General features: G+C 62.8%; 15 protein-coding genes and 1 pseudogene. 7 read left to right on the top strand and 9 right to left on the bottom strand.

Going from position 1 to position 14,764, the window contains the following annotated elements:
* Window positions 1-128 precede the first annotated feature (128 nt).
* Window positions 129-602, top strand: coding sequence for a transcription elongation factor GreB (gene greB / locus ACPW75_RS19115; RefSeq protein ID WP_011704309.1), 474 nt, complete (start codon window positions 129-131; stop codon window positions 600-602).
* A 268-nt stretch (window positions 603-870) separates the two neighbouring features.
* Window positions 871-3,177: a Tex family protein gene (locus tag ACPW75_RS19120; protein ID WP_077095822.1), complete on the top strand. Its 2,307-nt coding sequence runs from the start codon at window positions 871-873 to the stop codon at window positions 3,175-3,177.
* Window positions 3,178-3,232: 55 nt separating this feature from the next.
* On the opposite strand, the gene ACPW75_RS19125 is transcribed toward ACPW75_RS19120, so the two are convergent.
* From ACPW75_RS19125 to bioH, 4 genes are all read right to left on the bottom strand, one after another.
* Window positions 3,233-3,511 (bottom strand): hypothetical protein, encoded by a 279-nt coding sequence (locus tag ACPW75_RS19125; protein ID WP_077095823.1) that lies wholly within the window; start codon window positions 3,509-3,511, stop codon window positions 3,233-3,235.
* 95 nt (window positions 3,512-3,606) lie between these two features.
* Entirely contained in the window at window positions 3,607-4,404 is a 798-nt protein-coding gene (locus ACPW75_RS19130) for a putative metalloprotease CJM1_0395 family protein (protein WP_077095824.1), read from the bottom strand.
* Window position 4,405: 1 nt separating this feature from the next.
* Entirely contained in the window at window positions 4,406-4,639 is a 234-nt protein-coding gene (locus ACPW75_RS19135) for a flagellar basal body rod C-terminal domain-containing protein (protein WP_011704305.1), read from the bottom strand.
* 71 nt (window positions 4,640-4,710) lie between these two features.
* The gene (bioH, locus tag ACPW75_RS19140) at window positions 4,711-5,475 is read right to left on the bottom strand and encodes a pimeloyl-ACP methyl ester esterase BioH (protein ID WP_077095825.1); all 765 of its coding nucleotides are present in this window, start codon (window positions 5,473-5,475) and stop codon (window positions 4,711-4,713) included.
* Between the two features lie 36 nt (window positions 5,476-5,511).
* On the opposite strand from bioH, the pseudogene ACPW75_RS19145 reads away from it, so the two are divergent.
* Both ACPW75_RS19145 and nfuA read left to right on the top strand, forming a co-directional pair.
* A pseudogene (locus ACPW75_RS19145) lies at window positions 5,512-6,240 on the top strand (ComF family protein).
* An 80-nt stretch (window positions 6,241-6,320) separates the two neighbouring features.
* Window positions 6,321-6,899, top strand: a complete 579-nt coding sequence (nfuA, locus tag ACPW75_RS19150) for a Fe-S biogenesis protein NfuA (protein WP_005307891.1) — start codon at window positions 6,321-6,323, stop codon at window positions 6,897-6,899.
* 83 nt (window positions 6,900-6,982) lie between these two features.
* Here the strand turns inward: nfuA and gpsA are convergent, their stop codons facing one another.
* From gpsA to ACPW75_RS19165, 3 genes are read right to left on the bottom strand one after another with little or no spacing between them, the layout of a single operon-like run.
* Complete coding sequence (gene gpsA, locus ACPW75_RS19155) at window positions 6,983-7,987, bottom strand: NAD(P)H-dependent glycerol-3-phosphate dehydrogenase (RefSeq protein ID WP_077095826.1); 1,005 nt, start codon at window positions 7,985-7,987, stop codon at window positions 6,983-6,985.
* Window positions 7,988-7,989: 2 nt separating this feature from the next.
* The gene (gene secB / locus ACPW75_RS19160) at window positions 7,990-8,460 is read right to left on the bottom strand and encodes a protein-export chaperone SecB (protein ID WP_077095827.1); all 471 of its coding nucleotides are present in this window, start codon (window positions 8,458-8,460) and stop codon (window positions 7,990-7,992) included.
* A 47-nt stretch (window positions 8,461-8,507) separates the two neighbouring features.
* Window positions 8,508-8,939, bottom strand: coding sequence for a rhodanese-like domain-containing protein (locus tag ACPW75_RS19165; RefSeq protein ID WP_005307875.1), 432 nt, complete (start codon window positions 8,937-8,939; stop codon window positions 8,508-8,510).
* 325 nt (window positions 8,940-9,264) lie between these two features.
* On the opposite strand from ACPW75_RS19165, the gene gpmM reads away from it, so the two are divergent.
* Together gpmM and ACPW75_RS19175 are read left to right on the top strand one after the other, a co-directional pair.
* On the top strand, window positions 9,265-10,794 hold the full coding sequence (gene gpmM, locus ACPW75_RS19170) for a 2,3-bisphosphoglycerate-independent phosphoglycerate mutase (RefSeq protein WP_143238965.1): 1,530 nt from the start codon (window positions 9,265-9,267) through the stop codon (window positions 10,792-10,794).
* Between the two features lie 9 nt (window positions 10,795-10,803).
* The gene (locus ACPW75_RS19175) at window positions 10,804-12,153 is read left to right on the top strand and encodes a peptidoglycan DD-metalloendopeptidase family protein (RefSeq protein WP_077095829.1); all 1,350 of its coding nucleotides are present in this window, start codon (window positions 10,804-10,806) and stop codon (window positions 12,151-12,153) included.
* A gap of 121 nt (window positions 12,154-12,274) precedes the next feature.
* On the opposite strand, the gene ACPW75_RS19180 is transcribed toward ACPW75_RS19175, so the two are convergent.
* Entirely contained in the window at window positions 12,275-12,925 is a 651-nt protein-coding gene (locus tag ACPW75_RS19180; protein WP_077095830.1) for a Qnr family pentapeptide repeat protein, read from the bottom strand.
* A gap of 90 nt (window positions 12,926-13,015) precedes the next feature.
* On the opposite strand from ACPW75_RS19180, the gene ACPW75_RS19185 reads away from it, so the two are divergent.
* Window positions 13,016-14,023 (top strand): substrate-binding domain-containing protein, encoded by a 1,008-nt coding sequence (locus tag ACPW75_RS19185; RefSeq protein WP_077095831.1) that lies wholly within the window; start codon window positions 13,016-13,018, stop codon window positions 14,021-14,023.
* A gap of 97 nt (window positions 14,024-14,120) precedes the next feature.
* Here the strand turns inward: ACPW75_RS19185 and ACPW75_RS19190 are convergent, their stop codons facing one another.
* Complete coding sequence (locus tag ACPW75_RS19190; RefSeq protein WP_043162453.1) at window positions 14,121-14,762, bottom strand: bifunctional 4-hydroxy-2-oxoglutarate aldolase/2-dehydro-3-deoxy-phosphogluconate aldolase; 642 nt, start codon at window positions 14,760-14,762, stop codon at window positions 14,121-14,123.
* Between the last annotated feature and the right edge of the window lie 2 nt (window positions 14,763-14,764).

A 14,764-nucleotide genomic window follows, 5' to 3' on the forward strand; every position in this document is an offset into this window, starting at 1 on the left:
CATCCCGTACCTCATCACTCAGGCGCCCCCTCAGACGCCCCAGTTTTTGCTCGACAGCAGAGCGACAGCGGATAAGATCTGCCGAGCCATAAGAGGCTCATCAGCCCCACTGACACAGGTAACGACCGATGAAGACCAAGCTGATCACCCGTGAAGGCTACAACAAGCTCAAACAGGAGCTCGATTTCCTCTGGCGCGAGGAGCGCCCCGAGACCACCCGCAAAGTGGCCTGGGCGGCCAGCCTCGGTGATCGCAGCGAGAATGCCGACTACCAATACAACAAGAAACGGCTGCGAGAGATCGACCGGCGGGTCCGTTACCTGCGCAAGTGCCTCGAGGAGCTGGGGATCGTCGACTACTCCCCCGCCCAGGAGGGCAAGGTCTTTTTCGGTGCCTGGGTCGAGGTGGAAAACGAGGAGGGAGAGACCAAGCGCTTTCGCATCGTCGGCTATGACGAGATCTTCGAGCGCAAGGATTACATCTCCATCGACTCCCCCATGGCCCGCGCCCTGCTCAAGAAAGAGGTGGGGGACGAGGCCATAGTGCGCACGCCAGTCGGTGACGCCTGCTGGTACATCAATGAGATCAGCTATCCCAAATAAGCCAGCGCCGGCCCTGACGGCCAAATCGGCTGACGAGGCTAGGAGAGACCGAGCATGCCCGCCCACCGGGTATGACAAGCGTCGTTTTTGCCGGGGTGGCATCCCGCTGCCCGACCCCATATAGTGCTCACACCCGGCGCCTTGCGGCGCCAACCGGCCCGCGCGGCAGTGGTCCGGCTGGTACCTTGAGTACCGCCAGGACAGACCCCTGCCCGGCGACATCGCCTCGCGCCTGCCCGTTGACCAGGACCCGACCAAGAGACCCTCGATGCAAAGCCACGTAATAGAACATCAGATTGCCGGTGAGCTGAATGCCCGCCCGGAGCAGGTGCAGGCCGCCGTTCGCCTGCTGGACGAAGGCGCCACCGTCCCCTTCATCGCCCGTTACCGCAAAGAGGTGACCGGCGGTCTGGATGACAGCCAGCTGCGTACCCTGGAGAGCCGCCTCGGCTACCTGCGTGAACTGGCGGATCGCCGCCAGGTGATCCTGCGCTCCATCGAAGAGCAGGGCAAACTGACCCCCGAGCTGGCCCGCGAGCTGAACGACGCCGACAGCAAGACCCGGCTGGAAGACCTCTACCTCCCCTACAAACCCAAGCGCCGCACCAAGGGGCAGATGGCCATCGAGGCGGGGCTGGAGCCACTGGCCGACCTGCTGCTGAGCGACCCGATGAAGGATCCCGAGCAAGAGGCGGTTCGCTTCCTCAATGCCGAGCAGGGGATCACCGACGGCAAGGCCGCCCTCGACGGTGCCCGCTACATCCTGATGGAGCGCTTCGCCGAGCAGGCTGACCTGCTGGAGAAGCTGCGCGACTACCTGTGGCACAACGCCACCCTGCGCGCGCGCGTGGTGGCCGGCAAGGAGCAGGAAGGGGCCAAGTTCAAGGATTACTTCGAGCACGACGAACCGCTGCACAAGGCCCCCTCCCACCGGGTGCTGGCCATGTTGCGCGGCCGCAACGAGGGGATCCTCAACCTGGCGCTGGTTGCCGGCGACGATGAGGGTGCCAGCCCCTGCGAAGGGATCATTGCCCATCACCTCAGGCTCAACCTGCAACACCGCCCGGCCGACAAGTGGCTGCAGGGGGTAGTGAGCTGGACCTGGAAGATCAAACTCTCCTTGCAGATGGAGACCGAGCTGATCGGCCGCATCCGCGAGTCAGCAGAAGACGAGGCGATCAAGGTATTCGCCATGAACCTCAAGGATCTGCTGATGGCAGCGCCGGCCGGCATGCGCTGCACCATGGGGCTGGATCCGGGCATCCGCACCGGGGTCAAGGTGGCGGTGGTCGATGCCACCGGCAAGCTGGTCGATCACGCGACCATCTATCCGTTCGAACCCAAGCGCCAGGTTGACCAGAGTCTCAAGACCCTGAGCGAGCTGTGCCAGAAGCACAAGGTCGAACTCATCAGCATCGGCAACGGCACCGCCTCGCGGGAAACCGACCGCCTGGTGAGCGATCTGTTCGAGCGCTACCCGGCCGCCAAGGCGCAGAAGATTGTGGTGAGCGAGGCGGGGGCCTCGGTCTACTCCGCCTCCGAGCTCGCCTCCCAGGAGTTCCCTGATCTCGACGTCTCCATTCGTGGCGCCGTCTCCATCGCCCGCCGGCTGCAGGATCCGCTGGCCGAGCTGGTCAAGATCGAGCCCAAGAGCATAGGTGTCGGCCAGTACCAGCACGACGTCGGCCAGAGCCAGCTGGCCCGCCGGCTCGATGCGGTGGTCGAGGATTGCGTGAACGCGGTCGGGGTGGATGTGAATACCGCCTCGGTCGCGCTGCTCAACCGGGTTTCCGGCCTCTCCCAGACCCTGGCCCAGAACATCGTCGCCTACCGCGACGAGAACGGCGCTTTCCAGCATCGTCAGCAATTGCTGAAAGTGAGCCGACTCGGGCCCAAGGCATTCGAACAGTGCGCCGGCTTCCTGCGCATTCGGGGCGGCAGCAACCCGCTGGACGGCTCGGCGGTGCACCCGGAATCCTACCCTGTGGTGGAGCGGATCCTCGCCAAGCTGGAGCAGACCGTGGACAGCCTGCTCGGCAACAGCAGCCTGCTGCGCACTCTCAAGCCCGCCGACTACACCGACGAGCAGTTCGGGGTGCCTACCGTCACCGACATCATCGGTGAGCTGGACAAGCCTGGCCGCGACCCCCGTCCCGAGTTCAAGACTGCCACCTTCAAGGAAGGGGTGGAGAAAATCAGCGATCTGGTACCCGAGATGGTGCTGGAGGGGGTGGTCACCAACGTCACCAACTTCGGCGCCTTCGTCGACATCGGCGTCCATCAGGACGGGCTGGTGCACATCTCCTCTCTCACCGATCGCTTCGTCAAGGATCCCCGCGAGGTGGTCAAGGCCGGCGACATCGTCCGGGTCAAGGTGCTGGAAGTCGACGTACCGCGCAAACGCATCAGTCTGACCATGCGTCTGGATGAAAAAGCCGGCCAGCCTGCCCGCAAACCGGCCGAGCCGCGCCACACCGGCAACGCCAAGCCGAAGCAGGCACCGCGTCAGAGCCCCCCGGCCGATGGCGCCATGGGCAACGCCTTCGCGGCCGCCCTGTCGAAGCTGAAGAAATAAGTCCCCAGAATGCAAAAAGCCCCGCGAGGGGCTTTTTTGTCGCTGTTGCTCGGCCTCATTGGGCCAGCGCAGCCAGAATGGTGTCAGCCTCTTGATGGGCTGCCAGTACTTCCCGCAACCGGTTGAATGCCTTGCAGGCCTCTTGCGGATACTTGCCATAGGAGACCACGCCGGTATGGCTCCAGCCTGCCGCCAGCATCACCTTCTTCTTGAAATGGGTGCCTTCGGTGCCGCCCCCGCCGAGCTGCATCAAGAACTGCTCCATCTGGAGGTGCGGCGGTGGAACACGGGAGAAGGTGGCAAAATCTTCCGGTTTGACTTCATCAAAGTGCATGACGACTCCTGTGATCGTGGATGGGATTACCCCTCAGATTAGTTGTAAATGGCTGCTCGCGAGGGAAAAAACCGGGCGGTAATACGGTGGAAAACTCAGACACTCAGGCTCAGGTTCTGCTGGGCCGCAGGCTTGACTGCCTGCTGATAACGCTGGGCGATGACCTGGTTGCGCTGCTCCATGTAGCCGTTCAGCACGCCCGTCTTGGCGCTGCCATCGGCAGCCAAGGCGGTATCAGGGTCGGATGAAAGCAGCGCCTTGCGGGCCTGCGCCTCCTTGGCCGCAGCACTTCTGGCTACGCTCAGATCCTGAGAGGAGGGTTCGGCAGGCGCCAGTGCGGCGGCCCTCACCTGTTGCATCTTGGCGATGGTGGCTCTGGGATCGCCGGGGATAGTCCCGATGTCGATGGAGACGCCACCGCCGGTCGCGTAACGCTTGCCATCCGGCCCCATGGCAAATTCATAGGTAGGGCTGCCGGCATACTGACCACCAGTGCTCTGGTGCGCCTGCTCGTGAGTACGCACTTCCTGATCCCTGTCGGCCAGCTCCTTGACCTGCAGCTCCTGCTTCTGCTGTTGCTCCTGCTGCTTGGGATCCTGCTGTTTGTTGCGCTGGCCGTCCTCACCGGTGGCCTCGACGAAGCGGTTGTCGATCGCCGCCTGCGGGTTGCCGGTCTGAGAACCGTCTCGCGCCTGCTGGGAAGTCTGATTGGGATTGGCCTGGCTGGCTCTGGACTTCTCTTTCTGGGAGCCGACTTCGGACTCGGCGTTGAAAGCCTCGCTCTGACGGCTCTGGGGGATGAGTGCCGCGCGACGATTGTCAGTGCGTGCCGATTCCGTCTGCGGTTGCAGCTGGTTGGGAATGATGGTCGGCAGACTGACATTGATGTTCATATCACACCCGGATGTCTATCAGGGTTCCCATCATGTCGCTGGCGGTCTGGATCACCTTGGCAGAGGCGCCGGCCTGTACCTCGGCACTCTTGAGGTTCACCAGTTCTTCGGGCAACTGCACCTTGTCACCGCTCGGGGTGTTGAGCCTGGCGATCTGGCTGGACGCCTTGTCGGCGATCTGCTCCGCACGCTGAAAGCCTTGCACACCGCTGTTCAATGCTGAATCTATACGCATGACAACTCTCCTCTGACACTGGATTAATTATCCGCCACGCCAGAGGATTAATGAAGCAAATTGGCTATTTTTCAACCTACAAAATGTTCAATGATTTCAATGAACTGTTGTGGATGGGAAATAAAGGGTGCATGTGAGGCCTTTTCCAGCACCACACTGCGGCTGCTTGGGTAACGCTCGTCCAGCAGAGGGATGGACGCCTTGGGCACCAGCGAATCCAGCCGACCGTAGACTCGCAGCCAAGGCAGGCTCAATGGTGTCAGCTCATCGCGCAGATCGACCTCGGCCAGCAAACCGAGTCCGGCCTCCAGCGCGGCCAGCTGTGGAACGGGCCGCTCCGCCAGCCAGTGGCGCAACTGGCGGATGTCGTCCCTGGCGTGTTCGCTGCCCATGGCCTGGATCGCCAGGAAGCGTTCTATGGTCTGCTTGAAGTCCCCTGCCAGCATCTGGTTGAAACCGGCAAGTACCTTGGGGGCGATCCCTGGCCATTCGTCACGGGCCATGAAACAGGGGGAGCTGGCCACCGTGATAAGGGAGTGCAGTCGCTCGGGATGGCTCAAGGCCAACTGGCATGCCACCAGGCCACCGAGGGACCACCCCAGCAAATGGCACTGCTCCGGCAGGATGGCTGCCACCTCTTCAGCCAGCCAGGGCAGACTGTACTCCACCTCACCTGCCAGCGGACTGTTGCCAAAGCCGGGCAGATCCACCAGATGGACGCGATAGCGAGACGCCAGGGCCGGCACAATGCCATGCCAGACCGCGCCATTCATTCCCCATCCGTGCAACAGCACCAGATCGGGCCCCTGACCAAACCGCTCAACCGACACGCTCATCTAGACTCAGATCCTGTTCACTCTGTTGGGGTCAGCATGTTAAAGCGGTTGCTCGCCAAAGCAAGTCCGATCCTCGGCCGCCACGCCGATTGGCAGGGCAACTGCCTGCTCTGCCAGCAGCCTTGCGATGTTGCCCCCTTGCTGTGCAGCTGGTGCCGGCAGGCACTACAGCAGGCTGACCACACCTGCCGCTTGTGTGCAGCTCCTTTGCCGGCATTGCATGAAGAGCGCCTGCCGATCTGCGGTCGTTGCTAGCGCAGGCCGCCGCCATGGGAGCGGCTGCAGGTCATCGGTGACTATCGCCCCCCCTACCCCATGTTGATCCCCCGGCTGAAGTATTCCGGCCAGATCCTGCTGGCCCCGCTGCTCGCCCGGCTGCTGGCCGATCATCTGGATCTCAGCGAGCCGCCAGAGGCCATCATTCCAGTGCCGCTGCACTGGTGGCGCCAATGGTGGCGCGGCTTCAATCAGGCGGAAGAGATAGCCCTCGCTCTCAGCGAGCTGACCGGCATTCCTTGCAACAACACCCTGCTGCGCCGGGTCAGGGCAACCCCGCAGCAAACCAGGCTCAGTGCCGGCCAGCGGCGACGCAATCTGCGCGGCGCCTTCCAGATCAGGCCCCACGCCTACCAGCACGTGGCGCTGCTCGATGATGTGGTCACCACGGGCGCGACCGCCGGCCATCTCACCCGCTTGCTCCATGAGAGCGGAGTCACAAAGGTGGAAGTGTGGGCCGTCTGTCGCACCCTCAAGCATCTCAAGTAACCATCGGCATGCTACCCAAGCCTTGCCAAGAGAGTTATCATGAATACCCTAGTCGTACACTCAGGTTTATGAGGATAGTGATGATCAGCATTTCCGACACCGCCCAGGCCCATTTCCGTAAACTGCTGGAAAAACAGCCTGATGGCACCAATATCCGGGTGTTTGTGGTCAATCCGGGAACCCAGAATGCCGAGTGCGGCGTATCATATTGCCCACCCGACGCGGTCGATCCGGAAGATCAACACCTGCCCTTCAGCGGCTTCGACTGCATGGTCGATCCCCTGAGCGCTCCCTTCCTGGTGGATGCCACCATCGATTTCGTCACCGATCAGATGGGCTCCCAGCTCACCCTGAAAGCCCCGAACGCCAAGATGCGCAAGGTGGCCGACGATGCTCCGCTGATCGACCGTATCGAGTACGTGTTGATGTCCGAGGTGAACCCCATGCTGGCCGGTCACGGCGGCAAGGTCACCCTGGTCGAGCTGACCGAGGACAAGCTGGCCATCCTGCAGTTCGGCGGCGGTTGCAACGGTTGCTCCATGGTCGACTACACCCTGAAAGAGGGGATCGAGAAGCAGCTGCTGGAGAAATTCCCGGGCGAGCTCAACGGCGTCAAGGATGCCACCGAACACCAGCGCGGCGATCACTCCTACTACTGATTTGCTGCCCTTGTCGCAAAGACATGCGGCAAAGAAAAGGCCCCGCCAGCTGGCGGGGCCTTTTGCATTCTGCAGCGGGCGGATCACTCGTCCTTCTTGTCTCGCGACAGCAAAGCGATGGCCGCCTCTTTCGGATTCTTGCCTTCGTACAGCACCTTGAAGATCTGCTCGCAGATGGGCATCTCGACGCCACAGCGGGCCGCCAACAGATGCACCTCCTTGGTGTTGCGATAGCCTTCCACCACCTGGCCGATCTCGGTCATGGCGGTGCTCACATCCTTGCCGGCCCCGAGGGCCAGCCCGAAGCGACGGTTGCGCGACTGGTTGTCGGTACAGGTCAGCACCAGATCCCCGAGCCCCGCCATCCCCATGAAGGTCTTGGCGTCGGCCCCGAGCGCGGCGCCCAGGCGCTGCATCTCCACCAGACCCCGGGTGATGAGCGCGGTCCTGGCGTTGGCGCCAAAACCCAGCCCGTCGGAGAGACCGGCACCGATGGCGATGACGTTCTTGACCGCCCCGCCCAGTTGCAGACCGATGAAGTCCGGATTGGTATAGACCCGGAACGAACGGCCACAGTGCAGCAGCAGGGAGAGATCGTCGGCGAAGTCGTCGTGGGTCGACGCCACCGAGATGGCGGTCGGCAGACCGGCGGCCAGCTCCTTGGCGAAGGTAGGGCCGGAGATCACCGCCAGCGGCATCTCGTCACCCAGCACCTCGCGCGCCACGTCTTGCAGCAGACGGCCGCTGTCCGGCTCCAGCCCCTTGGTGGCCCAGGCGATACGGGTATCCGGGCGCAGGAAGGGTTTGACCTGGGCCAGCACCTGGCCGAACACATGGCTCGGCACCACCACCAGCAGCACGGGGGCGGCTTGTACCGCCTGTTGCAGATCGGCGGTCAGCTGCAGATCGGCAGGAAAAGGGACATCCGGCAGAAAAGCCTTGTTGCAGCGGTCTTGTTCCAGCTCGGCGACATGGGCAGGGTCGTGACCCCACAGCAGGGTCGGATGACCGTTGCGCGCCAGAGAAATGGCAAGGGCGGAGCCATAAGACCCCGCCCCCAAGACCGAGATAGCGATCTGGTCGGCCATTATCAGGCTTCCGCAGTCGCCTGCTGGGCCTGTGCCTGCGCCATGTGCTGGGCAAACAGGGCATCGAAGTTGACCGGTGCCAGGTTCAGCTGCGGGAAGGAACCCTTGCTCACCAGGCTGGACACCGCTTCGCGGGCATACGGGAACAGGATGTTCGGGCAGAAGGCAGCCAGGCAGTGAGCCAGTTGCGGCTCCGGCAGGTTGCCGATGGTGAAGATACCGGCTTGCTGAACTTCACACAGGAAGGCAGTTTCGGTTTCCAGCTTGCAGGTCACGGTCAGGGTCAGCACCACTTCATAGACGCTGTCGGCCAGGATGTTGGTCTTGGTGTCCATGTCCAGCTTGACGTCCGGCTGCCACTCTTTCTGGAAGATGTGCGGGGTATTCGGCGCTTCGAAGGAGACATCCTTGGTGTAGACGCGCTGGATGTGGAATTCCGGTTGTACTTCCTGGTTGTTGATCTCTTCAGCCATTTTGTTTGATTCCTTTTTATGAAAATAGGTGGGCGCAGGCCCTTAAATCAGCGTTTTTTGGTCACCGGCAGATTCTCTGCACGCCACTGGGCCATGCCACCGCTGAGCACATACACCTGCTTGAAGCCGGCTTTGCTCAATTGGCGACCCGCGCCACCAGCAGTCATCCCCGACTCGCACACCACTATGATGGGGGCATCTTTATGCTTTTCAACCGGGCCCAGATTATTGCTCTGGATCTGGCTGAGCGGCAGGTGCTGGGCACCGGCCAGATGGCCCTTGGCAAACTCTTCCTGACTGCGAATATCCACCACGGTGGCGTTTTCACGGTTGATCAGCAGGGTTGCGGTGTGGTTGTTCACCGACTTCACCGGAGAAAAACGAGCACGCACCGTGGTGTAAACCAGGGTGCCTGCCAGGCCGAACCAGGCTGCGGTCAGCAGCGGGTTGCGGGCCGCAAAATCCAAATACTCTTGCATCTTCTACTATCCAGGGACCAAGACAAGTGCCCGAGTATACATGGGGACCCAGCCAAGATCAGCCATCTTGGCGGCAAAGCGGGAGCGGGCTCCCACCAGACGGGGACGGGGGAAAGTGACGGCATAAAAAGTGGCATTCGGCCCGCTAGGGGGAGGATTCGTCGAGTGGTGCGACAAGCCGGCGACAAAGAAGAAACAGCTCGGCAACAGCGTGCGGCCCCCGCCGGACGGGGCTTGGCTATCAGGTGACTATTTCGGCAGATGTAGTAATATTACGCTAGTTTCACTTCCCGCAATTCATTCCTATCCGAGAGGACATAGCCTTATGTCAACAGCTAAGAAACCTTTGGTTCTGGTCATCATGGACGGTTGGGGCTACAGCACCAAGCAAGAGCACAACGCCGTCGCTGCCGCCAAGACTCCCAACCTCGACCGTCTCACCCGTGACTACACCAGCACCCTGATCTCCGGCTCCGGCCTGGACGTGGGTCTGCCGGATGGTCAGATGGGGAACTCCGAAGTGGGCCACGTCAACATCGGCGCCGGTCGCATCGTCTACCAGGAACTGACCCGCATCTCCAAAGACATCCAGGACGGCGACTTCTTCCAGAACGTCGAGCTGGCCAAGGCGGTCGATGCTGCCGTGACCAAGGGCAAGGCCGTACACATCATGGGCCTGATGTCCCCGGGTGGCGTGCACAGCCACGAAGAGCACATCATGGGCATGATCGAAATGGCCGCCAAGCGTGGCGCCGAGCAGATCTACTTCCACGCCTTCCTGGATGGCCGTGACGTGCCGCCGCGCTCCGCCCAGTCCTCCATCGAGCAGTTCGATGCCCTGTTTGCCCGTCTGGGCAAGGGTCGCTTCGCCTCCATGATCGGCCGTTACTACGCCATGGACCGCGACAACCGCTGGGATCGCGTGCAGCAAGCCTATGACCTGATGACCCAGGGCAAGGGCGAGTTCACCGCCGACAGCGCCAGCGAAGCCCTGGCCGCCGCCTACGCTCGCGACGAGAACGACGAATTCGTCAAAGCCACCCGCATCGGTGCTGCCGCTCCCATGCAGGATGGCGATGCGCTGATCTTCATGAACTTCCGTGCCGACCGTGCCCGCGAGATCACCCGCGCCTTCGTCGACAGCGACTTCACCGGCTTCGCCCGCACCGCCACCCCGGCGCTGAACTTCGTGATGCTGACCGAGTACGCGGCCGACATCAAAACCGCCTGTGCCTACCCGCCGACCGCGCTGGTCAACACCCTGGGTGAATGGCTGGCCAAGCAGGGCAAGACCCAGCTGCGCATCTCCGAAACCGAGAAGTACGCCCACGTCACCTTCTTCTTCAACGGCGGCGAAGAGGCCTGCTTCACTGGCGAAGATCGCGAAATCGTCGCCAGCCCGAAAGTGGCCACCTATGACCTGCAGCCGGAGATGAGCTCCGAAGAGCTGACCGACAAGCTGGTCGGCGCCATCAAGAGCGGCAAGTACGACGTCATCATCTGCAACTACCCGAACGGCGACATGGTCGGCCACACCGGCGTGTTCGACGCCGCGGTCAAGGCCTGTGAAGCGGTTGACCACTGCATCGGTCGCGTCACCGACGCCCTGGCCGAAGTGGGTGGCGAGTGCCTGATCACCGCTGACCACGGCAACGCCGAGAAGATGATGGACGAAGAGACTGGTCAGGCGCACACCGCCCACACCAACCTGCCGGTTCCGCTCATCTATTTCGGTCGCAAGGCCGAGGTGGCTGAAGGCGGCAAATTGTCCGATCTGGCCCCCACCATGCTGACCCTGATGGGTCTGCCGGTACCGCCGGAAATGACTGGCAAGCCCCTGATGATTCTGAAATAATCCTTCCCCATGCGGGGATGCGAAGTGATTTCAACCAAAACCAGTCGCGTCGGCCTGTTGGCCGGCGCGCTGTTTTTTTGTCTGTCGTTCGGGCCGGCCACGGCTTGGGCTGCCAACCAGCAGCTCGGTGCCATGCAGTCCCAGATCAAGGAACAGCAGCAGACCATCAAGCTCAGCAAGCAGGAGCTTGCCAAGCTCAACACCCAGCTCAAGGCTGATGAGCAGGCCATCTCGGCCGCCGCCGCCAAGCTCGAACAGACCAAGCAGCAGCTCAGAGAGAACCAGCAGAAACTGGTAGGGCTGCAGCAGGACAAGCTGGATCTGGAACAGCAGGCCAGCCATCAGAAGCAGTTGCTGGCCAAGCAGGCTGAGAGCGCCTTCACCGCCGGCAACCACGATTACCTCAAACTGCTGCTCAATCAGCAGGATCCGGCCAAACTGAGCCGCTCCCTCGATTACTACGACTACCTCAACAAGGCCCGCATCGAAGCCATCGAGGCGCTGCGTGCCACCCGCACCAAGCTGGCCAAAAACCAGCAGGCCACTAAAGAGACCGAAAGCCGGCTGCAAAGCCTGCTGAGCGAACAGCAGCAACATCACCAGAGCCTGCTGGCCAGCCAGCAGAGCCGCGCCAAGGTGCGCAACCAGCTGCAGCAATCGGTACAGGATGACGAACAGAAACTGAGCAAGCTGGTCAAGGCGGAAAAAACCCTGAAGGCCCGCTTGGAAGAGCTGCGCCGCCAGCGGGAAGAGCAGGAGCGCCGCGAACGGGCCGAGCGGGAACGCCTCGCCAAGCTGAAGGCGGAGCAGGAGCGGCAGCGCAAGCTGGCAGAGCAGCGCCGTGCCGAACAACAGCGGCTCGCTGCCCAACAGAACAAGGCAGCCCAGCAACAGCAGCCGGCCGAGGAAGTGGCCAGCAGCAAACCCGAGCGAGGCTCTGGGATCAGCAGCGCCGGCTATTACAGCGGGCTCAAGACCAACGGCAGCCTGCGCTGGCCAGTGCAGGGCCCCATCCTCATCGCCTACGGCTCGCCGCGCACCGCCGAACTGAAGTGGAAAGGCACCCTGATCGGCGCCAGTGAAGGCACCCAGGTCAAGGCGGTGGCACCAGGCCAGGTGGTCTATGCCGACTGGCTCGACGGCTTCGGCATGCTGCTGGTGATCGATCACGGCCGCGGCTACATGAGCCTCTACGGTCACAACCAGTCGCTGCTGCGCCAGGTGGGCCAGAACGTGGAACAGGGTGAACCGGTGGCGCTGGTCGGCGACAGCGGTGGCCAGGACAGACCCGGCCTCTACTTCGAGATCCGCTATCAGGGCGAGGCGATCAACCCCACCAAGTGGCTGGCCAAGCGCTGATCACCGCCACCCGGCCGCCAACCTGCCATCCAGAAAAGCCTGCATCATGCAGGCTTTTTTGATCGCCGCCTGCAGCGGGCATGACGGCGGATGACGAAAACTTACCTCTTTTCCTGCCGGCTCAGGGGAAGACGATCAGCCCGATCTGCTCCAGCAAGGCCTGCTGCTGATCTTCGTTGATCTGCACCCCGTCCAGATTGACCCGCCGCAGATCCAGCCCGGGCAGATCGCACTGGCGCAGGTCACAACCCTGCAGGTTGACGCTGGCCCAGTCTATTTGGCCAAACTCGGAACCACTGAGATCGGAACCCGCCAGCGAGGCACCGAACAGGTTGGCCCCCTGCCAGCGATTGCCGCTCAATTCACATTGCTCCAGCAGGCACCCTTCGAAATTGGCGTAACTGAAGTTGTTGCCGGTCAGATGGGCCTCGCAGAAGTAGCTCTTGACGGTGATCTGGTTGGCAAAGCTGGCGCGGGAGAAGTTGATCCCCAGCGCCTGACAGTCGCGCAGCTCCAGCCCCAGACATTGGCTTTGGCTGCAGTCGGCCATGGTGAGATCGCAGCGCAGGAAGCTCGCCTCGCGCAGATCGCAGCCCTGCAGCAAGCAGCTCTGCTCGCTCTCCCGGTCATAGAAGCTGCAGTCGACGAAGCGGCATTCGGCCAGATCGAGCCAGGAGAAGTTGCAGCCGATGAAACGGCAACCCTGGAACTGCTCCCCCTCCAGGTCTTGCTGCTCGAAGCGCACACCCTCGAAGCACTTGTCCTTGATCATCCCGCGACTCCCCCTGTTGATGGCGTCATATGCTGACTTTGTTAAACAAAAACGGTAATGTTACGTGTAACATTTCTGCCGGATCCCGAGATGAACGACACCCGCAAGCGCCGCCCCACCCTGCAGGACATAGCCGACCTGACCGGGGTCACCAAGATGACCGTCAGCCGCTACCTGCGCGACCCACAGGCCGTGGCCGAGGGCACCCGCGAGCGGATCGCCGCCGCGGTGGAGGAGCTCGGCTACATTCCCAACCGGGCGCCGGACATTCTCTCCAACGCCACCAGCAAGGCGATCGGCATCCTGATCCCCTCCCTCTCCAACCAGGTCTTCTCCGCCGTGGTGCACGGCATCGAGTCGGTGACCCGGCCCGCCGGCTACCAGACCCTGCTGGCCCACTACGGCTACAGCCCGGAGCGGGAAGAGGAGCAGGTCGCCTCCCTGCTCTCCTATCACGTGGATGGGCTGATCCTCTCCGACAGCCAGCACACCGAGCGCACCCGCAAGATGATCGCCACCGCCGGCATCCCGGTGGTGGAGACCATGGATCTGCCGCAGAATCCCATCGACATGGTGGTCGGCATGGATCACCGGGCGGCCGCCCGGGCCATGGTAACAGAGATGCTGCGCCGGGGCCGACGCAAGCTGGTCTATCTCGGCGCGCGGCTCGACGTGCGCACCCAGCTGCGGATGGAAGGCTACTACCAGGCGATGCAGGATTTCGGCCTGAGCGGCCAGCACCTGCTGACCGAGCAATCCTCCAGCTTCACCCTCGGCGGCCAGCTGCTGGAGCAGGCACTGGTGCGCTATCCCGATCTGGACGGCCTGTTCTGCACCAACGATGACCTGGCGGTGGGCGCCCTGCTGCAGTGTCAGGCCAAGTGGATACCCGTGCCCCAGCAGATCGCCATCGCCGGCAGCAACGCCCTCGACATCGGCCACGCCATGACCCCCAAGCTGGCCAGTATCGTCACGCCCCGCAAGGAGATCGGCCGTGCGGCCGCCACCATGCTGCTGGCCCGCCTCAACGGCCAGCAGCTGGCCGACACCCGGCTCGACATGGGCTTCTCCCTGTACGAGGGGGACAGTCTGGGCTGAGGCCCAGATCCTCGCCATTCAACCAGAACAGAGCAGGCCACCCGAGGGTGGCCTGCTTGCTTGGCAAACGGAAGGTCCGGCTCACGCCGGCGTCAAATCAGGATGCGACCAGGGCGACGGCTTCGCGGGAGAGGCGGGTCACCTCTTCCCAGTTACCGTTCTTGACGGCCTCGGCCGGCAGCATCCAGGAGCCGCCGACGGTGGCCACACACTTGAGCGCCAGATAGTCGGCCACGTTTTTCGGGCCGATACCGCCGGTGGGACAGAACTTCACCTGGGGCAGCGGCGCGGCGATGGCGGAGAGCGCCTTGGTGCCGCCGTTCGCTTCGGCCGGGAAGAATTTGAGGTGGTCGTAACCGGCTTCCAGCGCCTGCATCACCTCGGACGGGGTGGCCACGCCCGGGATCAGCGGCGCCGTGCTGTTGGCCGCGTGGGCCAGCAGGGCCGGGGTCATCCCCGGGGAGATGACGAAGCGGGCACCGGCGGCCACGGCAGCGTCAAACTGCGCGCAGTTGAGCACGGTACCGGCACCGACCATGGCGTCCGGCATCGCCTTGGCGATGAGGGCGATGGCCTCCAGCGCGACCGGAGTGCGCAGGGTGATCTCGAACACCGAGATGCCGCCGTCCAGCAGCGCCTTGGCCATCGGCAGGGCCTGCTCCAGCTCATTGATGACCATCACGGGTACCAGCGGGGAGGCGGCAAACACCTCGGCCGGGGTCACTTTCCAGTTCTGCATAG

Source organism: Aeromonas sp. FL131, from assembly GCF_049860615.1.
GTDB classification, from domain to species: Bacteria; Pseudomonadota; Gammaproteobacteria; order Enterobacterales; family Aeromonadaceae; genus Aeromonas; species Aeromonas hydrophila.